Origin of the sequence: Acinetobacter sp. AOR41_HL, assembly GCF_027854645.1 — a bacterium.
Classification (GTDB): Bacteria; Pseudomonadota; Gammaproteobacteria; order Pseudomonadales; family Moraxellaceae; genus Acinetobacter; species Acinetobacter nosocomialis.
Window position 1 is genome coordinate 177157 of record NZ_JAKTHZ010000050.1, and the last position, 23855, is coordinate 201011.

General features: G+C 40.4%; 23 protein-coding genes. 8 read left to right on the top strand and 15 right to left on the bottom strand.

Annotation, left to right across the window (positions count from 1 at the left end; translation table 11 throughout):
* Positions 1–169: 169 nt before the first annotated feature.
* The 3 genes from MKL35_RS19165 to MKL35_RS19175 all read right to left on the bottom strand — a co-directional run bounded on the left by MKL35_RS19165 (position 170) and on the right by MKL35_RS19175 (position 3616).
* Entirely contained in the window at positions 170–1693 is a 1524-nt protein-coding gene (locus MKL35_RS19165; protein ID WP_032010880.1) for a DHA2 family efflux MFS transporter permease subunit, read from the bottom strand.
* A gap of 6 nt (positions 1694–1699) precedes the next feature.
* Positions 1700–2851, bottom strand: a complete 1152-nt coding sequence (locus MKL35_RS19170) for an EmrA/EmrK family multidrug efflux transporter periplasmic adaptor subunit (protein ID WP_004710210.1) — start codon at positions 2849–2851, stop codon at positions 1700–1702.
* 267 nt (positions 2852–3118) lie between these two features.
* Positions 3119–3616 (bottom strand): thioesterase family protein, encoded by a 498-nt coding sequence (locus MKL35_RS19175; protein WP_004710212.1) that lies wholly within the window; start codon positions 3614–3616, stop codon positions 3119–3121.
* A 142-nt stretch (positions 3617–3758) separates the two neighbouring features.
* On the opposite strand from MKL35_RS19175, the gene hemB reads away from it, so the two are divergent.
* Positions 3759–4772 (top strand): porphobilinogen synthase, encoded by a 1014-nt coding sequence (hemB, locus tag MKL35_RS19180; RefSeq protein ID WP_032010882.1) that lies wholly within the window; start codon positions 3759–3761, stop codon positions 4770–4772.
* 25 nt (positions 4773–4797) lie between these two features.
* Positions 4798–5913, top strand: coding sequence for an NAD(P)/FAD-dependent oxidoreductase (locus MKL35_RS19185; protein ID WP_032010884.1), 1116 nt, complete (start codon positions 4798–4800; stop codon positions 5911–5913).
* Here the strand turns inward: MKL35_RS19185 and MKL35_RS19190 are convergent.
* Both MKL35_RS19190 and MKL35_RS19195 read right to left on the bottom strand, forming a co-directional pair.
* Positions 5905–6810: a TIGR01777 family oxidoreductase gene (locus MKL35_RS19190; protein ID WP_032010885.1), complete on the bottom strand. Its 906-nt coding sequence runs from the start codon at positions 6808–6810 to the stop codon at positions 5905–5907. The two genes, MKL35_RS19185 and MKL35_RS19190, sit on opposite strands and share 9 nt — an antisense overlap.
* 83 nt (positions 6811–6893) lie before the next feature.
* Complete coding sequence (locus MKL35_RS19195) at positions 6894–7346, bottom strand: ABZJ_00895 family protein (protein ID WP_017398091.1); 453 nt, start codon at positions 7344–7346, stop codon at positions 6894–6896.
* A 375-nt stretch (positions 7347–7721) separates the two neighbouring features.
* Between MKL35_RS19195 and MKL35_RS19200 the strand changes: the two genes are divergently transcribed.
* Positions 7722–8099: a VOC family protein gene (locus MKL35_RS19200; RefSeq protein ID WP_032010887.1), complete on the top strand. Its 378-nt coding sequence runs from the start codon at positions 7722–7724 to the stop codon at positions 8097–8099.
* A 69-nt stretch (positions 8100–8168) separates the two neighbouring features.
* Here the strand turns inward: MKL35_RS19200 and MKL35_RS19205 are convergent, their stop codons facing one another.
* Positions 8169–8642 (bottom strand): OsmC family protein, encoded by a 474-nt coding sequence (locus MKL35_RS19205; protein WP_032010889.1) that lies wholly within the window; start codon positions 8640–8642, stop codon positions 8169–8171.
* A gap of 164 nt (positions 8643–8806) precedes the next feature.
* On the opposite strand from MKL35_RS19205, the gene MKL35_RS19210 reads away from it, so the two are divergent.
* Entirely contained in the window at positions 8807–10075 is a 1269-nt protein-coding gene (locus MKL35_RS19210) for an exonuclease SbcCD subunit D (protein ID WP_032010891.1), read from the top strand.
* Positions 10076–10084: 9 nt separating this feature from the next.
* Complete coding sequence (locus MKL35_RS19215; protein WP_032010892.1) at positions 10085–13681, top strand: AAA family ATPase; 3597 nt, start codon at positions 10085–10087, stop codon at positions 13679–13681.
* Between the two features lie 121 nt (positions 13682–13802).
* On the opposite strand, the gene MKL35_RS19220 is transcribed toward MKL35_RS19215, so the two are convergent.
* Together MKL35_RS19220 and MKL35_RS19225 are read right to left on the bottom strand one after the other, a co-directional pair.
* On the bottom strand, positions 13803–14645 hold the full coding sequence (locus tag MKL35_RS19220) for an undecaprenyl-diphosphate phosphatase (RefSeq protein ID WP_006581385.1): 843 nt from the start codon (positions 14643–14645) through the stop codon (positions 13803–13805).
* 107 nt (positions 14646–14752) lie between these two features.
* Entirely contained in the window at positions 14753–15445 is a 693-nt protein-coding gene (locus MKL35_RS19225) for a YggS family pyridoxal phosphate-dependent enzyme (RefSeq protein ID WP_032010894.1), read from the bottom strand.
* A 126-nt stretch (positions 15446–15571) separates the two neighbouring features.
* Here MKL35_RS19225 and MKL35_RS19230 point away from each other — a divergent pair, with 126 nt between their 5' ends.
* A complete protein-coding gene (locus MKL35_RS19230) occupies positions 15572–16609 on the top strand; it encodes a type IV pilus twitching motility protein PilT (protein WP_006581387.1) in 1038 nt (345 codons plus the stop codon).
* Between the two features lie 27 nt (positions 16610–16636).
* Positions 16637–17755 (top strand): PilT/PilU family type 4a pilus ATPase, encoded by a 1119-nt coding sequence (locus MKL35_RS19235; protein WP_002052019.1) that lies wholly within the window; start codon positions 16637–16639, stop codon positions 17753–17755.
* A 69-nt stretch (positions 17756–17824) separates the two neighbouring features.
* Here MKL35_RS19235 and fur read toward each other — a convergent pair whose 3' ends face one another.
* Positions 17825–18262, bottom strand: a complete 438-nt coding sequence (gene fur / locus MKL35_RS19240) for a ferric iron uptake transcriptional regulator (RefSeq protein ID WP_002052029.1) — start codon at positions 18260–18262, stop codon at positions 17825–17827.
* 111 nt (positions 18263–18373) lie between these two features.
* On the opposite strand from fur, the gene MKL35_RS19245 reads away from it, so the two are divergent.
* Positions 18374–18772 (top strand): outer membrane protein assembly factor BamE, encoded by a 399-nt coding sequence (locus MKL35_RS19245; protein ID WP_001170994.1) that lies wholly within the window; start codon positions 18374–18376, stop codon positions 18770–18772.
* 55 nt (positions 18773–18827) lie between these two features.
* Here MKL35_RS19245 and MKL35_RS19250 read toward each other — a convergent pair whose 3' ends face one another.
* From MKL35_RS19250 to argB, 6 genes are all read right to left on the bottom strand, one after another.
* Entirely contained in the window at positions 18828–19151 is a 324-nt protein-coding gene (locus MKL35_RS19250; RefSeq protein ID WP_032010899.1) for an RnfH family protein, read from the bottom strand.
* Entirely contained in the window at positions 19151–20218 is a 1068-nt protein-coding gene (locus tag MKL35_RS19255) for a hypothetical protein (RefSeq protein WP_004710227.1), read from the bottom strand. The genes MKL35_RS19250 and MKL35_RS19255 overlap by 1 nt, the downstream gene beginning before the upstream one ends.
* Positions 20219–20370: 152 nt before the next feature.
* Positions 20371–20826 (bottom strand): bacteriohemerythrin, encoded by a 456-nt coding sequence (locus tag MKL35_RS19260; protein ID WP_000782976.1) that lies wholly within the window; start codon positions 20824–20826, stop codon positions 20371–20373.
* Between the two features lie 251 nt (positions 20827–21077).
* Positions 21078–21926 (bottom strand): class II glutamine amidotransferase, encoded by an 849-nt coding sequence (locus MKL35_RS19265; protein WP_009505210.1) that lies wholly within the window; start codon positions 21924–21926, stop codon positions 21078–21080.
* Positions 21927–22034: 108 nt separating this feature from the next.
* A complete protein-coding gene (locus MKL35_RS19270) occupies positions 22035–22817 on the bottom strand; it encodes a GNAT family N-acetyltransferase (RefSeq protein WP_004710230.1) in 783 nt (260 codons plus the stop codon).
* Positions 22818–22935: 118 nt separating this feature from the next.
* Positions 22936–23844 (bottom strand): acetylglutamate kinase, encoded by a 909-nt coding sequence (argB, locus tag MKL35_RS19275; protein ID WP_002052003.1) that lies wholly within the window; start codon positions 23842–23844, stop codon positions 22936–22938.
* Positions 23845–23855 lie beyond the last annotated feature (11 nt).

The following is a 23855-nucleotide window of genomic DNA, read 5'->3' on the forward strand; positions in this document are numbered from 1 at the left end:
TGTGCCCTGAGTTATGCCTCCTCGCTTGATATCACACTCTTTTATAACTGATTTGCCCAATTCTGGCATGTTTTATTTCTTTAAATGTAGACAAAATCTGCTGTTTATAAACTCACTCATTTTGTAGCAGGCCTAAAAAAAGCACCTCCGAAGAGATGCTTTTTGATGTTTAGTGAGAAGGCATACCACTGACCTGTTTGGGTTTTGGACACAGCCAAATGACCAGCCCCGCAAAGACAAACACAATCGCAAATAGCAAAAATACATGGTTTGCTGACATGGTAATGGCTTCTTTATCGACAAGGTTAGAAATAATTCCTAAGGTCGAGTCAGTCGTAAAACCATTTTGCAGAAGGTTGTTTTGTACTTCGGTTGGGTTCAGGTTGGACACCATTTCACTACGAGCAACTTTGGCGTGGTCATCCCATACGGTCACTGCAATTGAAGCACCAATCGCCCCTGCCATGGTTCTTAGGAAGTTCATGAGACCCGCAGCAGATGCAATCTCTTGCTGGAGTACCGAACCAAGCGCAATATTCGACAATGGAATAAAGAAGAACGGTACAGCAAAACCTTGCAAAATTTGCGGCCAAGCCAACGCCATAAAGTCGGCATCTGTAGTCCAGAATGCCCGCATTAAGGTCACTATACCCAGCAAAATTAAACCGAAACTCGCCAGCGCACGCGGGTCATGTTTGGTCGAAAGTTTTGCCACAATCGGTGACATGGTCAAACTACCAAAACCCATGGTTGCGGTTAAATAACCGGCCCACGTCGCGGTATAGGAAAGGTTCATTTGTAGCCACTGCGGTATCAATACAATACTGCCAAAGAATGCGCCAAAGCCAAGCGACAAGGCCAGTACCGAAATTGCAAAGCCCCTATGCCTAAAGACTTTGACATCTACCACGGGATGTTTATCGGTGAGTTCCCATATCAGGAACACCACAAAGCCAATAGCGGCAGTTAAGCCTAAAACGACAATACTCGTACTATTAAACCAGTCGCGTTCATGCCCCAAGTCAAGCATAAGCTGTAATGCACCAATCCATAGAATTAATAGACCTAAACCAACAGTGTCGATTCTTAAAGAAATGGTTTCTGTTTCGGCAACTCTTAACAAGCGCATTGCTGCTAATACACAGACAATACCAACCGGTAAGTTAATAAAGAAGATCCAGTGCCAAGACAGGTTATCACTAATCAGACCACCCAAAATTGGCCCTAGAATTGGTCCAACGACTGTGGTCATTGCCCATAGGCCCATCGCCTGTGCATGTTTTTCTTGAGGGAAAATACGCATAAGCAAGGTTTGGCTAAGTGGCATAAGCGGGCCGCCACAAAGGCCCTGCCCAATACGGAAAAATACCAACATTTCTAACGATGTTGCCAAACCGCACAGGAAAGAAAAGACCGTAAAGCCAATTAAACCAAAAATAAAGACCCGTACCGTCCCAAAACGGCCAGCCAGCCAGCCCGTTAAAGGTACACAAATCGCTTCTGCAACTGCATATGAAGTAACGACCCATGTTCCTTGTGTACTTGAAACAGCAAGGTTACCGGTAATATGCGGTACAGAGACGTTGGCAATGGTCGTATCAAGTACGACCATAAAGTTCGACAAGGCAATAACAAACGCTGCCAGTAGTAAACGTCCACCGCTTAACTCGGCAAAAGGTGTTTGCGTTTTCATAAGCGTTTACTTCGCAGATAAGTCGACTTTTGCTTCCATCGACAAGCCAACACGTAGTGGGTGTTCAGCAAGTTCTTTCGGGTCAAGTGCAATACGAACCGGTAAGCGTTGAACTACTTTAATCCAGTTACCTGTTGCGTTTTGAGCCGGAATTAAGGCAAAGGCAGAGCCTGTACCACCAGAGAAGCCCACCACTTTGCCGTGGTATTCAACATCATCACCATATAAATCTGACGTTAATGTGACTGGCTGGCCTGGGCGGACTTTTTTCAACTGACTTTCTTTGAAGTTAGCGTCTACATATAACTCGTTCAGCGGCACAATCATCATCATACTGCTACCCGGTGCCACACGTTGTCCAACCTGAATATTACGACGTGTAATGACACCATCAACTGGTGCACGTATTACGGTACGTTCCAAGTCAAGCTGAGCTTGTTCCACATGTGCTTGTGCAACTTGTACATCCGGAGTCGATGTTTCGCTTACACCCTGAATTAACGCTTCGTTTGCAGCTAAAGTGCTTTCGGCAGCTTTACGGCTAGAAGTCGCTTGTGCCAAGCCAGCTTTAGCAAGCTCTAGTCCTGCTTTAGCAGTTTCAACTGCACTTTGTGCTTTGGTGAGTTCTTCTTTAGATACCGCACCAGAAGCAGCAAGCTGCGCACGGCGATTAAGCTCTAAAGCAGCTTTGTCATAGTCGGCCTGTGCTTGGGCAACTTGTGCTTTGGCACTGTTAATTTCGTCAGCACGGACCACAACTTGAGAGTTTAATGAGCTACTGTTTGCCGCAGTCTGTTTGTATTGGCGTTTTGCTTTGGCAAGTTCTGCCTCGGCTTGTGCCAATGCAATTTTGGCATCACGGTCATCAATACGAACCAGCACATCACCCCGATGTACTGTTTGAGTATCATTTACCAAAACCTGAGCGACCTGACCACTCACCATTGAGGTAATTTGCGCGGTTTCTGCACCGACATAAGCATTATCTGTACTCACCGAGTGATTTAAAAATAATGCCCAAATTGCATATAAAATAGCGGCGATCAATAAAATCAGCGCAAAAAAACCAAGAAATTTTTTGCGCTTGTTTTGGTTGTTGTCATCCGAGGCAGATGTTGTTGGCACTGTTTCTTGTACATTGCTTTGTGCATCAGTCATGGTATGTTCCTAAAGATGAGTTGGCTTTGCCATCAATCTTGCACTACACCTTGTTATAGAGTTTTTATTATTCTATAAACAAGACATATCGCATTGTCAAAGCAGTCAATTTTAACGCTAAAACCTCATGATGTGAGAATAAAAAAATATAACTCATGCGTTCGTTCTAATTAAATTAATGTTTATCTCAAGATTTTTATGAAAATTCTAGCTTTTCAAGCACTAAAAAAAGCGCACATGGCGCTTTTAAAGTGTTCAATTCATCGCCTAATAGGCATATGAAGCGATCCCCGCAGCGATGGGTTTATCTTCATCATTCACCATCGTCATACGCATAGTGCAGCCTTTACGACCTAAACGTAACACTTCTGCACGCGCAATAAAATACTTACCGCGTCCCGGCGCCAAATAATCTACACGCATATCGACGGTTGCCAAGCGTGTAACTTGTTTAATGGTTTCAGGCAGGGTTTCCGGCGTTGAGCGGCGATAGAGATGTTCCATTGCCACAATTCCACCAATGCTATCGAGCAAAGTTGCAGCCACACCACCATGCAAAACCTGAAAAGCCAAATTGCCAATGAGATCAGGTTTCATTTCAACATAGCCTTCAATATGCCCATCTACCACACGCATAATCATTCCACTATGCTTAAAAAAAGGACAATTATTAAACGCTTTACACAATTGGTTGAGAACCACATTTAGGTCAGTTTTAGCGCCTAATTGTATGTTCCCCGTCCAATTTTTCTTTTCATCACTCATACGTTGCCTAAATTTAAAAGCATGATAAATACCCATAATTTTGTACAAATCTAGCATTATGGGTCTACAATACAGCAGTCGGTTGACAGTAATGGAATATCCGCCAACCTATCCTAGTGTAATACCGAACATCGAGATTGTTATGACTTATACGTTCAATCGTCCTGCATTTCCAGCTACTCGCATGCGCCGTATCCGTAAAAATGACCAGTTGCGTGCGATGGTCAGCGAAACACAGCTCACTACCAATCACTTGATTTATCCAGTATTTGTATTACCAGGACAAAATCAGACTCAAGATATTCCAAGTATGCCAAACATTCAGCGTTTGTCGGCAGATTTATTACTGAAAAAAGCTGAAAGACTTCTGAAATTAGGTGTATCAAAACTGGCTCTTTTCCCTGTAACACCTCAAGAAGATAAAAGCCTTACCGCAGAAGCTGCATGGCATGAAGATGGTTTAGTTCAAACCACTTGTCGTTTGCTTAAAAAAGAATTGCCAGAAATGGTATTAATCACTGATGGTGCACTCGACCCATATACGACTCATGGTCAAGACGGCATTATTGATGAAACAGGCTATGTGCTCAATGACGAGACTGTAGAATGCTTGATTAAACAAGCCTTAAGTCACGCAGAAGCAGGTGCCGATGTCGTTGCACCAAGTGATATGATGGATGGCCGTATTGGCGCGATTCGCCAAGCTTTAGAAGCCAATGGTTACATCTATACCAACATCATGGCCTACTCTGCAAAATATGCGTCTAGCTTCTATGGTCCGTTCCGTGATGCTGTTGGCTCTGCAACCAACCTAAAAGGTGGTAATAAATATAACTACCAGATGGACTTTGGTAACCGTGCCGAAGCTTTACACGAAGTTGCGCTTGATATTCAAGAAGGCGCCGACATGGTGATTGTAAAACCGGGCATGCCATATCTGGATGTGGTACGTGAAGTGAAAGATACCTTTGGTATTCCAACATTCATTTATCAAGTGAGTGGTGAATATGCAATGTTAGCTAGCGCAATTCAAAATGGCTGGTTATCAGAATCAGTGATTTTAGAATCACTCATGTGCTGCCGCCGCGCTGGTGCAGACGGAATCTGGACTTACTTTGCAGAAACCGCTGCTGAAAAACTCAAGGAAATGAACTAAGTTCGCAGAGAAAGGATAACACTGCATGCATATTGCAATTATTGGCGCGGGCATAAGTGGATTAATGTCTGCGCTGGAGTTGGCTGAACAAGGCTGTACCATCAGCATTTTTGATCAACAACAAGCGGGACAAGCAGCCTCTTGGGCTGGCGGAGGTATTCTCTCTCCGATGTACCCGTGGCGTTATGTGCATGCAGTGAACCAACTTGCTCAATTTGGTAAAGCCTCTTATCAAGCATGGAACCAAAAGCTCTACCCTATTACAGGGATTGATTTTGAAATTCATGACACAGGCATGCTGATTTTTGATGAAGAAGATTTTGACGTTGGTTTGTCCTACGCCGAGCAGCATCAAGAACCAATGCAGCGTTGTGAATATTTACAGCGAGATGCCCTAGAGCAAGTCAACCCGCATATTTCCGATCAGTTTCAAGAAGCGATTTATTTCCCTGAACTGTCTAATATTCGTAATCCGCGTGTATTACAGTCCCTGATTCGCTATTTAAAGCAACATCCAAATGTTGAGTTTTTTGAACACACTCCTGTTAAAAAACTGATTCAACAAGGTGATGCCATACAAGCGCTCCAAACCGAAGATGGTCGCAAACATACAGCAGACCATTTTGTAATAACTTCAGGCGCTTGGAGCCATTACTGGAACTCACAATTACAACTCGAAATTCCAGTCGAACCTGTTCAAGGCCAAATGCTGTTATTTAAAACTCCTGCTCACTGGCTACCGACCATGTGTATGAATCGAGTCATGTATTTGATTCCACGTATGGACGGTCATATTGTGTGTGGGTCTAGCATGGCACATCGTGGTTTTGACACCTCTACCGACGAAACGACTCAGCACAATATTTTAGAAGCATGTTTAGAAATGGTGCCTGAACTGGCCGATTTCCCGATTGTACATCGCTGGGCAGGACTTAGACCAAGTTCACCAAATGGCGTTCCGTACATTGGCAAAATGCCTGAAATGGATAACCTATGGGCAAACTTTGGTCACTTTAGAAATGGTTTGTGTATGGGCGCAGGTTCTGCACAATTGCTTCGTCAACTTATGCTAGGGCAACCAACTTTAGTTGATGCCAAAGCATATTCACCAGAGCGTTTGCAAAATAAAATCTTAGCCTGAGGCGAGTATATTCTCTAAAGCCATTTTTAATTGAGGATAAGCAAACTCAAATCCTTCAGCTTGTAAGGCAGCAGGTTTAACGTATTGCCCATTCAAAATCAATTGCGACTGCTCTCCTAACAAACAGCGGAAAACTGTGCTCGGCGCCGACAACATTGGTTTCTTATTTAAAACTTGTGCAGCTTGTTCAACAAAAGCTTGTTGGGTCACATTTTCTGGCGCTACCACATTATGAATTTGAGCAGATTGAGGATGCTGAAATATAAACTCGATGGCATTTAACACATCTTCAATATGTACCCAAACCACAGGCTGGTGCCCGTGACCAATTTGACCGACTAAATTAAGTCGTATAGGAAATAACATTTTAGGCAAGATACCACCACCCTGCCCGAACACTACGCCTAAACGAATAATTTTAGTATTTTGCTGAGCGTCTGCTAACGCTGCGCGCTCCCACTCTTGGCAAAGCTCGGACATAAAAATAGGTTGTGGCGAGCTTTGTTCAGTGCACACCTCTGTCCACTTTTCTTGAACATCGATCCCGTAATAACCAATTGCAGAACCAGAGACAATCACTTCAGGAAAAATTTGAGATTGCTTGAGCCACACATAAAGTTTTCGAGTCGTATTTACACGACTTTCAATGAGTTGTTTTTTACGTGACTCGGTCCAGCGTTTCTCACCAATATTGGCACCTGCCAAATTCACTACATAATCAATTTTATGGGTTGAGATATCTTCGAACTTTCGTACCCACTGCAAGGCAGGATGGTCAGATTCCTTTCCAGCCTGCCGTGTCACCGCAATCACGTTATAATTTTTTTGTAATAGGAACTTAATTAAATGCGTTCCGATAAAACCACTGGCACCAGTAATTAATACATTCTTATTCATATTTCCTCCTAAGCTGAGGATTCAAGTTTTATTTTATTGTATAAGACTCATTTATATTTAATCGTATGAGTTTTCCTAGTGATCTATTGCACATTAAACATTTTGTCTGCCATACGCTGTGCCTGTTTGCCATAAAACCAGTAAGTAATTAAATACAGCGGAATAGCCAACATTAAAATCATAATGACCATAATACTTAAGAACTGAGGCTGCTTGAGGTAAAGCATAAAGTTTTGCAAAATCTCAGGGTCTTTTCTTGAAAATAAAAACAGACCGAACAAAACACCACACAAGTTATAGCCCCAAAATATGAGGGTAAAGCCTAAAGTAAATTTCTTTTTTTCTGGTACAGTCGGTGCACGGCGTTCTTTCTTTAAAAATCTAAATAAGACAAAAATCATTGCGCCTAAATATGGAACGGCTGTTAAAATACCGCCTACACTCGCTGGTAATAGTGCTGCAATTACACCGACAATTAAAGTGAGCACGATGCATAAAGCAAAAAACCAGAGAAAGTAAGAACGTAATTTGGTCATATTTTTGCCTAATTTATGGGTTCAAAAAATAATTATAAATTTTTTTCGATTTTTTTTCATTTTTCTGTCAACCAATCCTGATCTCTTGACGTTATATAGAGTAACAAGGTCGCAGCAACCGAATACTTCCTTTGCACGGCATCCGCAAAATTGTTTCGGTGACCTTTCATTACGACTCTTTCTTCCTTCGGATTAGGTTTTGTTAGCAGCCGAAACCCTTGATGAAGTCTTTGACCGACGATTCTCTCATCACTCGAATCGTCGGTTTTTATTTTCTAGCACGTTCATTTTACGCTCAACATACACAATCGTTATTTCATAGCCATGAAAGCCATGCGTATACTTTTTACACCATAAAAATATGTTTTAAATAATATGAACAACATTGCCTATTTTGAAATCCAGTCTTCAAACCCTGCTCGCGACGCGCAGTTTTACCAAGCTGTGTTCGGCTGGCAATTTAAATTAGATCCAAACTTACCGATTGAATACTACCGTATCGAAACCCCTTCAATTATGGGCGGCCTTTTAAAACGTCCCGCTCAAACACCACCAATGGAATATGGCACTAATGCATTTACTTGTTCGGTTCAGGTGGAAAATTTCGATGAGGTAGCTGCAAAAATTTTAGCGCAAGGCGGTATTGTCGCAATGGATAAATTTGCTATTCCGGGCCGCGCTTGGCATGGCTATTTTGTCGATTTAGACCATAACGTTTTTGGTATTTTCCAAGTCGATGAAAATGCAGCTTAAAGATTTTACTTAGCCTTTTTATTTTAACTTATAGCCACCGCTTTTTTATTGGTGGCTATTTCATATAGTTTATTCAGCAAAGCTAAAACTGGCTTCACATGTAATTGGAAAATTTACCGAATTGGCAATCATGCATTCGTGATGTGCTTCTTCATGCAATTTTGCTGCAAGCTCTGGGTCAGCACCTTTTTCTAACACAACCTCAGGCCTTAAAATAATTTGGGTAAAGTGACCACGTTTGACCGGATCTGTATCTTCCATAAACCCAAGTGCATGATCGACATAACTCACAACGTGAATATGATTGACTGCACAAAGGTGTAAATACCAAAGCTTATGACAAGCTGAAGCTGACGCGACCAATAAATCTTCCGGGTTCCATCTGGTCACATCGCCTAAATAGGCAGGGTCTGATGAACCTTGAATAGTCGTCTTTTGAGGATGCTGAATACTAAAGTCTCGTTTATATGAACGATAAGATGAAGTGCCTGTACCCGTATTGCCTTCCCACTGTATTTTTACTTCGTATTTATGAATAGTCATTTTATTCTCAAAGTTCATGGTTTGACCTGATAGTAACAAAGCAGAGTTTAAAGTGAAAAATTTAATTCAAGTTTTACTATGGGCTTAAATAACGAGCACTTTAAAATGTCTTGATAAAATCTGCTGCCAATTTATGCTAACGTATCTGTGTTTATTTTGGCTTGATGTCTGTTTCTATGTCCGTACATTTTCTACATACTTCTGACTGGCATTTGGGGCAGTTTTTTTATAATCACTCTCGACATTACGAACACCAACAATTTTTAAGCTGGTTGCTCACTCAAATTCAAGAAAAACAGCCACATGCTCTGCTTATTGCTGGCGATATTTTTGATGTTATTAACCCAGGTTCTCAGGCACAAAAACAACTCTACCAATTTTTAGCAGATGCGCATCGCATTGCACCGCACATGCAAACACTCATGATTGCGGGTAACCATGACTCAGGCTACCGTATTGAACAGGTCGAACCGCTTTTAGAAAAATACAATGCGAAAACTGTGGGCGTGGTTCGCTGGAATGAAGATAAAACTCTAGATCTCGATCGGCTACTTTTACCTATTTATAATCAAAATCAGGATATTGTGGCATGGTGCCTTGCCCTACCTTTTTTACGCTCGGCTGAAATTACGGGCTTTAACGAACATACCACCAATAGCAAAAACGCAATTGCCTATTTGCACCAGCAACTCATTGCCGAAGCCAAACGTCGCAAGACACCGGACCAAGCGCTTATTTTGATGTCACATGCCCATATGCAAGGTGGGGAGACATCCGACTCTGAACGCCCCATTATTATTGGTAATGAAGAGGCACTTTCAACGACTTTATTTGAAGATGCAGTCGACTATGTCGCTTTAGGGCATCTACATAAACCACAAAAAGTAGGTCAGCCACACATTCGTTATAGCGGTTCACCCATTCCACTTTCTTTCAGTGAAATTAACTATAAACACCAAGTGGTTGAAGTCAAAGTTGACCCTAGTCAGGAGGCAAACAGCCGATTGCAATTTGAAGCTATCGAAATTCCTCGCTGCATACAATTGCACCGCATTCGTGGTGAGCTAAACGAAGTACTGCAACAACTCAAAGCCTTGCCTCACGGCGTGATTGAAAATATTGACCACCGTGAATATGTCGATATTGAATATTATAGTTTAACGCCGCCACAGCCGAATTTACGTCAGCAGTTTGAAGCAGCTCTACCACCTGACCGCTATCGTTTAGTGCGTATTTCACGTCAATATGTCAATAAAGACACCACTAATTCAAATACCACCCAACAGATTGCTCTTGAACCGCCAACACCAGAAAAACTCTTTCAAAATATTTGGGAAAAACAAGGTTACAGCGCCGATGACGCGGTCTTAAAAGATTTTCTGAGTCTGGTACAAGAAGCACAAAAACATCTTGAAAATGATGCAAGCCATTAAGGATATGTCATGAAAATTTTATCCATTCGAATAAAAAATCTGGCATCGCTTGCTGATGAACATTTTATTGATTTTGAAAGCGCACCTCTGGCTCATGCAGGTCTTATTGCAATTGTGGGGAAAACTGGCGCAGGTAAATCGACCATTTTAGACGCGATGTGCCTAGCCTTATTTAATCGGGTTCCACGTCTTAAAGACAGCGATGGTAAGTTAAAAGATGTCGATGGTTCCGAGTTACTGACCAATTCGCCTTTAACCGTCTTACGCCGTGGTACAGGGCATGGTTTTGCTGAGCTTTGCTTTATTGCTCAAGATCAAAAACGTTATTTGGCTCGTTGGGAAATTAAACGTGCACGTGAAAACCCAAATGGCAAATTACAAAGCGTACAGCGCCACTTAAAATGCTTAACCGATGGGGTGGTGCTTGCCGACAAAGCCAAAGCGGTTGATGAAAAAGTTAAACAAATTACCCAGCTTTCTTTTGAACAGTTTACGCGTGCCGTATTACTTGCTCAGTCAGAAGTCACTGCATTTTTAAAAGCTAGAGACAGCGAACGCGGTGAATTACTTGAGTACCTAACCAACTCCAGCATTTTTGCTAAAATTGGTGAACTGGCTTTTCGTAAAACAGCCGATATTGCAAAGCAGCGTAAACAGTTGGAAGAATTTTTAGGTCACATTGAAATTTTGTCTGATGAAGAGATTGCTGCATTTACCGAGCAATACCAGCAAGCTCAAGAAAACTATCAACAGTTAGAACAACAAAAACATGTCTTAGACAAACAGCAACAATGGTTTGAACACAAAGCAAAACTTGAACAAGAAGTTCAAGCGAAACAGCAACAGTTTCAAACTCAGCAAAATCACCATCAACAATTGACTAGTGAGCGTGAGCAATTAAAACGTCTCGAAGTTTTCTCTGAAATACGCCCACAAGTTTTTCAGCAAGCTCAAAATTTACAAACACTACAACAACTTGAGCCGCAAATTCAGCAAGCTCAGACCAAGTTTAATGAGTTGGTGCAAATTTTTGAAACAGGGCAAAAACAATATCAACTTGCAGAACAAGAACTGAAACAGACCCTTGATTTTGAGCAACAGCATCAACATGCTTTAAATCAAGTTCGACAGTCCATTCAAGAACGTGCTTTTATTGCTGATGAATATAAAAAGTGCAAAGAAAAGAAAAATGTACTTGAGCAGAAACTCAGTCCATTGCAACAGCAGCAAAACATTGTGCAACAGCATATTACACAGCTTGAGCAGAACCAAGTTCATCTACAACAGCAGCTGATCCAGACTCAGCAATACGCTGTATTAGACAAAGGCCTTTCAGCGCATTTGCATCAGCTTAGGCAATTTATTCAAAATTACGAAGCGATTGAACAACAGCTTGGCAATCCTACCCTTGCCCGCCAAAAATTATCGGAAGCTAAAAGTGAACTCGAACAACTCACAGCTTCACTCGGCACAGTTGAACAAGTTGAGTTAAAGCTTGAACAGCAACGTAAAGATAAAGATCAGAAACTTGCTCAAGTCACGCAGTTAGATCTAATTCAGCAAAAAATAAAAATTTATCATGAGCTATACGCTGAGCTTCAGCAATTCTTTGAAAAACAAACTCAAGTCTCAGCCCAAGAGCAGCAGCTTAAAACCGTTTGTCAGTTAGCTGAACAAGAATACCAAACAGCAAAAACTGAGCGTGAAAAGTTACAGCACATCCTGCAACAGCAGCGTTTACTACACACTGAAAATATTGAGCAATTACGAGCCAATCTTAAAGAAGGTGAAGCTTGTCTAGTGTGCGGAAGCACACATCACCCCTATCGTATTGATGACAGTGCAGTCTCCAAGGCCTTGTTCGATTTGCAGCAACAACAAGAGCAGCAAGCTGTTGCACTAGAACAAACTAAATTTAATGCATGGCAAACCCAACAGCATGCACTTACTCAGTGCTGTGCCGAACTTGAACAGGTTCAGAAATATCTAGCTCAACTTCAAACAAAACAATCAAGCTTGCAGCAAGAGCTTGAGCAAACGTTTAAGCTCAATCAATTACATATTGAGCTTAATCAAGCTCCTGAGCAGATCTTGCTAACGCTGAACGAACTCAGACAAGCCGCGCAAACTGCCATAAGTTCATTTGACTCAGAAAACTTGCGTTTATCCCAAGCGATTAAACATCACAATCAACTGGTTCAATCTATTCAGCGCAATGAAAGCTTGCTGAATACAGCACAACAATGGCAACAACAAGTTCAACATATTGTTGAGTGTTTATCTGAAGCCGAACAGCATGCATGGCAGCAGTCGAGTAGCCAAACGGCTAAGCAGACTTGGACTATTCTTGATGCACGCGCTAAGCAGCTTGAGCAACAAGAACAGCTTTCACATCGTTTTGAACAGCAGCAACAAGAACTTAAAATGTTGACTGCTAACTTTGAACAAATGACCAAGCAAATTGATGAGATCGATCAAAATCTCCAAGAGATTACGCTTAAAGGCCAACACAATAATGAAAAAGCGGTATCGCTCATTCAGCAAATGACGGGCCTCTCTGATATTAAGCCGTATGAATGGTTAATTGAGCATGACGCTAAACGTCAGCACCAACAAACGGCGTATCATGAGGCTAAACAACGTTTCGAACAAACCAGACAACACTTTGAACAGCAAAAACAGGCGCTCGATCAACTTAAACATCAGTATCAACACACAGAACAACATCAACAGCAGATTGATGGGCAAATTCAAAACTGGTTAAAAGCCCATACTGATTTTCAGGCAACTGATCTTACAGCGCTCATACAAATTAATTCAGCTCAAGAGCAAGATATCCGTAACCGTCTTAATCATGCCGAGCGTTTATTAAGTGAAGCCTCTTCTGCCCTTAAAACCATGCAAGAGCAATTGAGCGAGCACTTACAAACTCAGCCAGATATTCAATATGAAAAGCTTGTTAGCCTCATTCAAGACAATATTGCAGAGCTCAAAACCCAGCTTGAAGTACGTGATCGACTTAAACTTAAACTTGAAGTCCATCAGCAAAATCTAGCTAAGCAGCAACAATACGCCGAGCAAATTCAAAATATTCAGCAAGAAGAACATCGTTGGAGCAAAATTTCAGGCTTGATTGGTGATGCAAAAGGTAAAGAGTTCCGCGACTATGCCCAGCAATATCACCTAGATATTTTAGTGGAACATGCCAACCAGCAACTGGCAATGCTGTCTCAACGTTATACGTTAAAACGCCTAGATCAGTCTCTAAGTCTTGCCATTATTGACCACGACATGGATGGAGAAACCCGCTCAGTTGCTTCTTTATCTGGTGGAGAGTCATTCTTAACCGCACTGGCCTTGTCTTTAGCAATTGCCAATATGGCATCGGGTTCAATGAAAATTGAATCACTGTTTATTGATGAAGGCTTTGGTACTTTAGATGCTTCTTCTTTGCACATGGTCATGAATGCTTTAGACCAATTGCAAAATCAGGGACGTCAGGTCATTCTCATCTCACACATTCAAGAAATGCATGAACGTATTCCAGTACAAATTCAAGTGAAACCACTTGGCGCTGGTGCAAGTACCATTGAAGTCGTAGGTTAATTTAATCTAGGTACTTATCTTAAATTTGATTGAATCTTATATAACAAAGGGGCGTATGAATTACGCCCCTCTTTTATTGTATGGTCTTGTACTAATTTTTTATTTTTTAAACATCAAAAAATTAATTCACGCAGAGCACGACAATTGCGAAACCAATACAGTACAAACCAAATAAATGCCAGCGTCCATGTTCTAACCATGAAGACAACCATTTTAATGCTAAAAGGCCAGCACCAAAGCTAAAGCACATCCCTAATAAGCTTGGAACTATCGAATGGAATACTTGTCCATGAGCTACGGTTTGTAAGCCTTGAGCGTGAACTAAACGATATAATTCTTTTAGAATTACTGCTGGCGTTAATACCACAGCCAATGCAAAACTGAACTCTTCAGCTTTTTGGCGAGATACACCTAAAAATAATCCTGTAGAAATTGTAGCGCCAGAACGTGAAAAGCCACGGAAAGGTAAACATAACGCCTGTACTGCCCCAATAATAGAAGCACTACGCAAACTGATTTCACCTGATTGTCCGCGATCTAAACGCGAAGATAAAATAATCAGGACACCTGCCGAAATCAGTGCAGCCGCCATTAATTTTGAGTTACTAAACAAATGCTCAATTTCGAAACTGCTCGCGCCGCCGAAGAATACATGTTTAATAATAGATTGGAGCGCTAAACCGAGTACACCTGTAATAAGGGTTGCCAAAATAATATAGAAGGCTTGTTTTTTAAAACTTTCCCAAGAAGAAAAATAAGTCTTTTTCCAAGATTTCCAAAAGTAAACGATCACGGCAAACATCGTACCTGTGTGCAACATCACAAGTAAGAAGGTCATGTCAGGTGCAGATGGATCATACCCCATTAACTTTTCAGCTAAAATAACGTGTGCGGAACTAGAAACCGGCAATAATTCAGCAAAGCCCTGAATAATTGCCAGAATGAAAACATGCAACAAATCCATACATTACACACTCAAATATTAAAATATCTGGTTTATAAATGAGGAAAATTAAATTTAAATTAACCGATTACAGTTTCGCCACAAAATATTTAGCTAAACCTTAAAAGTTATTTTTTTACAACAGGATCACGTTTTCCAAACAAAGCAGTTCCCACACGAACCATAGTTGAACCTGCAGCAATTGCAGCATCCAAATCACCTGACATCCCCATACTTAACGTGTCCCAGTCTTGCGCGTGGGCATGTTGCTCTTTCACCTCATCAAATAGTTTTTTAGCATCTGCAAAAGCGGCAGTATTGTCTGGTGCCGGAATTACCATTAAGCCACGCAGCTTGATTTTCGGCAGTTGACTTATTTGAGCAACCAATTCGGCAACTTCTTCCGGTGCGCAGCCATCTTTAGTATCTTGCCCATCAATATTGACTTGCAAACAAATATTAAGTGCAGCTTGGTCATCACCACGTTGGTTAGACAAACGCTCTGCAATAATTAAACGATCTACTCCATGTACCCAGTCAAACTTTTCAGCCAAATGCTTGGTTTTGTTACGTTGAACATGTCCAATAAAATGCCATTCAATATCTAAGTCATGCAGAGCTTCTATTTTATCCAAAGCTTCTTGTAAATAATTTTCGCCGAATGCTCTTTGTCCCGCTGCATACATTTCACGCAATCTTTCACTCGGATGTGTTTTAGATACGGCTAAAAGTTGCACAGTTTCAGGCGCACGCTGAGCATGTTCACAAGCAGTTCTGATTTGCTGTAATACGTGCTGCCGCGCATCTTGCAGGTAATTCATTGACAAGGTTCTCATTTTCAAAAAACTTTTTTGCTTTTCACCTAAAGCGAGGTGTTGGTAAGCCTCGGTGAAAGCCGTATATTATTCTACAAAATAATGACATATTTTGATTTACTTGGGGAAATTATGGATATTACAGAGCTACTCGCCTTCTCTGTGAAAAATGGCGCATCCGATTTGCACTTATCAGCTGGTATGCCACCAATGATTCGTGTCGATGGTGAAGTTCGTCGTATTAACTTGCCAGCCTTAGAACATAAAGATGTCCACCGCCTCGTTTATGACATCATGAATGATAAACAGCGCCGTGACTATGAAGAAAAACTCGAAACTGACTTTTCTTTTGAAGTACCGAATGTTGCGCGTTTCCGTGTGAACGCATTTAATCAAAACCGTGGTGCTGGTGCAGTATTTCGTACCATTCCATCTAAAGTCCTCACCATGGAAGATCTAGGTCTAGGGCAAATCTTTAAAGATATTTGCGACTATCCTCGTGGCATTGTACTGGTCACAGGACCAACAGGTTCGGGTAAATCAACTACGCTTGCAGCAATGCTCGATTATATTAACGAAAACCGCTATGACCATATTTTAACGGTGGAAGACCCAATCGAATTTGTACACCAGTCTAAGAAATGTCTGATTAACCAGCGTGAAGTGCATCGTGATACACATGGCTTTAATGAAGCCCTTCGTTCAGCACTACGTGAAGACCCAGATATTATTTTAGTCGGTGAGATGCGTGACCTTGAAACGATTCGATTAGCACTTACTGCTGCCGAAACAGGTCACTTGGTATTTGGTACGCTTCACACCACATCGGCTGCAAAAACCATTGACCGTGTGATTGACGTATTCCCTGCCGAAGAAAAAGACATGGTTCGTGCCATGCTGTCTGAATCTTTACAAGCCGTTATTTCACAAACCCTGCTTAAAAAGAATGGCGGTGGTCGTGTTGCGGCACATGAAATTATGATTGGTATTCCGGCTATTCGTAACTTAATTCGTGAAAACAAAGTCGCACAAATGTATTCAGCTATTCAGACTGGTGCTAACCATGGTATGACAACCCTCGACCAAAGCCTAAAAGGTTTGGTTTCACGTGGTGTAATTAGTCCACAAACAGCCCGTACAGCGGCGAAACAGCCTGAATCATTCCTATAAAAACAATAAAATAGCGAGAATACAATTATGGATTTTAATGACTTGCTCAACCTGATGGTTGAAAAAAAATCATCGGATCTTTTTATTACAGATGGCGTTGCACCATCAATGAAGATTAACGGGCAAATTGTTCCAATTTCAAAAAATAGCCTTTCAGGTGAAGTAATTGGTCAACTCTTACATTCCATCATGAGTGAAAAACAACGTAAAGAATTTGCAGAGACTCGTGAATGTAACTTTGCCATCATGAACCGCGATAAAACGGCGCGTTTTCGTGTCAGTGCTTTTCAGCAACGTGACATGCCGGGTATGGTACTACGTCGAATTGAAACGAAAATTCCTTCAATTGATGACTTACAGTTGCCGACTGTGCTTAAAGATTTATCGATGACCAAACGCGGCATTATTATTTTCGTAGGTGCAACAGGTACAGGTAAATCGACTTCATTGGCTTCAATGATCAGCCATCGTAACCATAACTCTAAAGGCCATATCATTACCATTGAGGACCCGATTGAGTTTATTCACGAACATGCAGGCTGCATCATTACTCAACGTGAAGTCGGTATTGATACGGACTCTTTCGAAATTGCTTTAAAAAATACATTACGACAAGCACCCGATGTCATCTTAATTGGTGAGATTCGTTCTCGTGAAGTCATGGACTACGCAATTGGCTTTGCTGAAACAGGTCACCTTGTATTAGCTACAATGCACGCCAACAACGCCAACCAAGCACTCGATCGTATTATTCACTTTTTTGAAAGTGACCGTCATAGCCAGCTTTACATGGACTTGTCTCTTAACTTAAAAGCCATGATTGCACAGCAGCTTATTCCAACACCAGATGGCAATTCACGCCGTGCAGCGATTGAGATCTTAATTAACTCACCATTAATTTCAGACTATATTCGTAAAGGTGAAATTCATGAAATTAAGGACTTGATGAAACGCTCACGTGAGCTTGGTATGCAGACCTTTGACCAAGCTTTATTCGACTTATATAAAGCAGGCCAAATTACTTATAAAGATGCGCTTAAACATGCCGACTCACCAAACGATTTACGTTTAACGATTAAGCTTGCAAATGAAGGGCCTGATCAAATAACAGACGAAAAACAGCATTTAACTTTTGATCGTCAGTAATTTCTTCATAAAAAAAGGAAGGTTAAACGTAACCTTCCTTTTTTATTTGTTTTCTTTGTGTGAAAACGATTATTTCTTGCGCAATGCATCCTGACATTCTGGTTCATTACAGTAACCATAGAGATTTAATGAGTGACCCGTTAAGGTAAACCCATGTTGTTCTGCTACAGAATGCTGTTCTTTCTCGATAACATCATTAGTAAATTCAATAACTTTGTTGCAGTTTTGGCAAACCAAGTGATCATGGTGGTCTTCTTGCATAATTTCGAAAACAGAATGATTATTTTCAAAATGATGACGTTGAATAATACCCGCAGCTTCAAATTGTGTTAACACACGGTAAACTGTCGCAAGTCCGACATCTTCCCCTTGCTCTAACAAAGTCTTGTAAATATCTTCAGCGCTAAGATGATGTTGTTTTGAATTTTCTAATAATTCCAAAATCTTAATTCGTGGAAGGGTAACTTTAAGTCCAGCTTTGCGCAAATCTTGATTGGAAATAGGCATGAAAAAAGGTCTCTCAACAAATCTCAAGTTGGAATAGGCAATAGAATTTATATGAAGTATGATCTATCCTTTGATCAAATGCATCATAATTTATTGGGATAGTGTAGCAAAATGCAAAAACTCGTGCTGACGTTATTCGTCACTTCACTCCTAGCTGGTTGTTCAATCTTTGGTGTATATAAGGTTGATATTCCTCAAGGGACTCCATTGACTAAAGCTCAAGCCTCTCAAGTACAGGTCGGCATGAATTTCCAGCAAGTGCGCTTTTTGCTTGGTAGCCCAACAGTGACTGATCCCCTCAATCCACAACGTTGGGACTATATCTACAACTATATCCCGGGAACATATGCTAAAAAAGCGAAAATCCCCGCAGCACATGGTCAGCATTTAAAAATTTACTTTGATGGAACTGGAACTGTAACTAAAATTGAAGGTTTAGAGACTATTCCAGAATCGCAACCAGGTTTACCTGCTTCTAAAGAAGCAATTTTAACTGCCCCACCACTATAATCGTTTTTTCTAATAAAAAGAAACCCCTCAAGTGAAAAAACTTGAGGGGTTTTGCTTATTGAGCTGATTGCTTAAAGCGATTACCTTTAATGTATCTGCCTACAGGGTTCTTCGCAGCACGTTTTCTACGAATGTCTTTTGGATTAATCGTTAAAGGTCTATAAACCTCAACTCGATCACCTACATGTAGTACGGCATCAGCTTCTACTTTTACTCCAAAAACGCCGAGCTGAAGTGGTTCAGGCAAATCAACTTGACTTGATAAACCACTGACTTGAACTGCCTGTGAAGCAGTCATTCCCTCTTCAAATGGAACAGAGATTAGAAACTGTTGCTCTGGCGCTGCAAACGCAACCCAAACTTGTTGAATGCGTTCCATTAGATACTTTGCCCAATTACAGCAATCATTGCCACAATAATTGAAAGCGGCAATACGATACGTACAGCAATACGCCATAGGTTATAAAAAAGCTCATTGCTGAAATTCATCGATTTACGTAAGTGACTAATTTTCATAATCCAACCTGCAAAAATTGCATAGATCAAACTAATGAGTAAGCCCCAAAGCATAAGAATCAACGTAAATAAGTTATGAAGTTCAGGCACAGCCCAAACTGCAATCGCAACAATAAGAATCACCCATTGTAAAACAGGCATAAGCTGACGCTGAGCAAGTTGTTCTCTTGCTAACTGCACAAATAATGCTGATGTCATCACACCAGTAAATATCCACGTAAGGACTGGTAATTGAGCTTGAAGCGAGAAGAAACCAAAAGCAATTACAGCAATGAGCTGAGCCAACCAAATTGGAAGAACAGTTTTAGTTGCACCTTCTTGAGTCTGAACAGTACCAACACTATTTTGCCAGTAAAGTCCTAAACCTAACCCGCTCGCTACAAGTGCAAGTACGGTTGCATTACCCCACTCTTTAAACTCTACATTGGTCCAATGCCAAGGCTGTAACGTGGTACCCATCATATTTGCCAACACAATAGAAGCGATTACCCCTATGGTCATTAACAAAACAAGAATTTGACGAGGAATAAATGATAAGACCAAGGCAGCAACTGCAAGGCCCGCAAAAATGATTTGACCGGAAACGCCTGGGGCAAACTGCGCAACTAATATATTGCTTGCAGTGCTCAGTACATTACCCGCTAAGAAAGGAATAAAAACAACAGCAAGCCAGCCAACCACGCGCCATTTAGGTGAACTATCTGCTTCACGAGTTAAACTCGATAACGCATTTAAAGCGGTTGTTTTAGATCGTTTTGCTAAAGCAATTTCCAAATAACAAACTGGTAATGCCAATAACAACATTGTGCCAAACCACAATAACCAGAAATCGAGCTGACGATCAATCTGGATGCCCATGGTTGGTGCCAAAGTGGCCATTATCACAAAAGATAAGCAAAACGCCATAAGAGGCGATAACCAACGTGACATAGGTATGTCCTGCATTATGCATTCCTTGAAAAAGTCTTTAGATATTTTGCCCGTCTCATGCATGAAAATCAAAGTCTGCACAATAAAAAAAGCAAACCACCGAAACGATAGTTTGCCGCGCTAACTGTATATTAGAGTTTTTCGAGTTAAATTTATGAGAAAAAACGGGCGAACCAGTTCTTTCCTTTCTTCTTTTCTTTTTCTCTAATAATCCCCATCATATTTTCTTTTACTGCTCCTACATAATCAGCATCATCATGTTGAATATGATTAATTAACCATTTAGCCAAAATTTCTTGTAATTCAGCTTCTATAGTATGCCCCATTTCAAAACGCTCACGATATAACTCTATTTTTTTAATAAATAAGTCATGTACGCGTTTATGAGGTACTCTATATTTATAATCAGCTTCTTCTTGCAAACTTTCTTCAAAGGTAAAATGTGACTGTGTATAATCGATAATATTGTCTAAAACATCTTTAATACGACGTCTATCTTCATCATCTTTTACATCATCAATCTCATTAATATAATCGAGTATTCGTTTATGTTGCTCATCAATAACATCAATACCCGTATTATATTCTGAAGCCCATTTCATTTTCATACACCCCCCCAATGATGTTCAATGACTGTTGCATAAAACGCATCTTATCTTTAAAGGGTATAAATAAAAACAAACCTATTTCGTCGGCTTTATATAAATAAAAATAAACAATTAATTAAGTTCTTGATTTATAAAATATTTAATAATATTAACCGACCAAAACAATAAAGTATTTTTTAAACAAAATACTTTATTGTTAATTAAGTGAAATATATATTAGTCAAGCAATTACTTTTATTTTTACTAAAAATTTAATATTGATCTGCACGAGTAATACGTTTAAGCTCAGGATTTTTTTCTTCACGTATTAATCTTTCAACATGTGTTATTGCTTTTTTTATCGGCTGGCCATGTTGAAATAAAATCATTTCACCAGGTTGATATGCTGTCCAAGTTTCATTATGTGTTAAAGGCTCAGTAGTTATTACTGCAACTCGATCTTCAGGAGTCGTTACTTGACTAAAATCGACTTCGACATCTAAATCGATTAAATGCGCATTATTAAATGGATATTCACGAACGAGCCAATGTAATTTAGTAATTGCATAACTAAATAAAGCTTTGCCATTAGATAAACAGAAATTAAATGTGCCATATTCTGCAATTTGTGGAGAAATTTTCTCTAGCACTTCAAATATCTGTTCAAGACTTGGTTCTTCATAGCCAAATACTTCTACAAGCTGGTCTAATAAATAACAAAATGCTCTTTCACTATCAGTATTTCCTACTGGTGTAAAACGCCCACTCAAGGGTGGATTAAAATCATGTAAATCGCCATTATGAGCAAAAATCCAGTGACGTCCCCATAGCTCACGAATAAAAGGATGTGAGTTCTCAAGTGTAATTTTGCCTTGGGTTGCCTTACGAATATGCGCGATTACGTTACGTGATTTGATAGGATAATTACGTATAAGATCAGCAATTGGTGATTCAACTGCAGACTGGTTGTCTACAAATAATCGGCATGCCTTGTCTTCAAAAAAGGCTATACCAAAACCATCACTATGGTCAGAGGTAATTCCTGCGCGCTGTGAAAAACCACGGAAAGAAAAAGTGATATCCGTTGGTGTTGCACAATTCATTCCTAATAGCTGGCACATATTGTTTTAAACTTTTCGCTTCATTACCTCATACATACTATTGTGCATGAGAGTAAAATAGCTTGTAAATCCCAATATGCGCTCGCTATTACAAAATATAAGATATCTTTATCGCTGAGCCATTTTGTTCATTACAAAAGAAGTTGCGATTTTATTCACTTCCAAAAATACAAAATAGTCGAGACAATTAAATTCAGCATCAAAAAAGGCATCTTTAGATAGTTTAGACTGCATACTCAAATACATTTGAAACAATTTCGGCATGCGCTCATCTTGAGGAAAGCTAAACTCAGGATATTCTGGTTCATAAATTTTCTTAGAACGAATATCGATGGTTTTACTGTCTGGTAATTGCTGAATCTGACGGTGCGTATAGTACGCTCTGGCCAAGTTATCTTGCAGATGAATACTGACACATCCCATCAAATATTTAGCACGCATTGACCACAATACTTTAGGTGCAAGATTCAGCCATAACGTTGAAAGTGCCTTACCATTACGAAAACGTGGATGTACACAGGTACGCCCTATTTCCAATACATTTGGCAAATGTGATAAGTGGGGAACAATATCAAATTCGTGAGCACTATAACTTTGTGCAATTTCATGGCCCTGAAAGAGTTTGAGACGTGTATAAGCTACAATCTCTCCCGTCCATTTCTCACGTAGTACTGCATGCTCACAGCTAAAGTCGTAAATATCTTGATCTAAGTTATCTTCAAAATGAATACCGAACTGTTTACTAAATTGTTGTGCACGAAACCGTTGTACATCTTGTAATTCTTTTAAATTATCAACCCATTCAAAGCGAAATTGTGTTTGATTCGTAGCCTTATGGCGATTTAGAGGTAAAGTCCACGTTTGGCGATATTGATTAAATTTTTCCAGCATAATGAACGCTCCTAGTGACACCCCCTACACTAGTCAAAGCTCATGACAAAAAAATGACCAAAATTAAATGGCATAAAAAAAGACCACTTAGCGTGATCTTTTAATAAAAATAATAATTTTAGTGGGCTGAATGAGTACGGTTAGAAATAAGCGTACCTACACCATGATCTGTAAAGATTTCAAGTAATGTCGCGTGCGGTACACGGCCATCAACAATATGAGCACTCACGACACCGCCTTTTACAGCATCTAATGCACAACCTACTTTAGGAATCATTCCGCCGTAAATCACACCTGTCTCAATTAAACGGTCAACTTCTTGTGTTGTTAATCCGGTTAAGAGATTTTTGTTTTCATCTAATACGCCGGTAATATTCGTAAGCAGAATTAATTTTTCTGCACCCAGTGCTTCAGCAACCTTGCCAGCTACTAAGTCAGCATTAATGTTGTAAGTATTACCTTTTTCATCAACGCCTAAAGGAGCAATAACAGGAATAAAGTCACTTTGAGTAAACATCTCCAATACGTCTGTTTTTACCCCAGTCACTTCACCCACCATACCTAAGTCGATATGTTTGATAGAACCGTCTTCTTCGTGCTTTTCCATTAATAATTTACGGGCACGTAAAAGATTGCCGTCTTGACCCGTGAGGCCAATCGCACGTCCACCATGTTTATTAATTAAATTAACAATGGATTTGTTTACGCTACCACCTAATACCATTTCAACCACTTCCATAGTGGCTTCATCGGTCACACGCATACCGTCAATACGGTCAGACTCACGGCCTAATTGCTTCAAGAAAGAGTCAACTTGTGGGCCACCACCATGTACAACAACCGGGTTTAAGCCCACAGTTTTAAGTAAAACGATATCGCGAGCAAATGAACTTTCCAATTCCGGATCAGTCATCGCATTACCACCGTATTTCACCACCAGCGTCTTACCAGAAAAACGTTGAATATATGGCAAAGCTTCAATCAAGATTTTTGCTTTGTCGACGCCGAGATGCTGATCTTGTGGCATTGCGCCTCTCC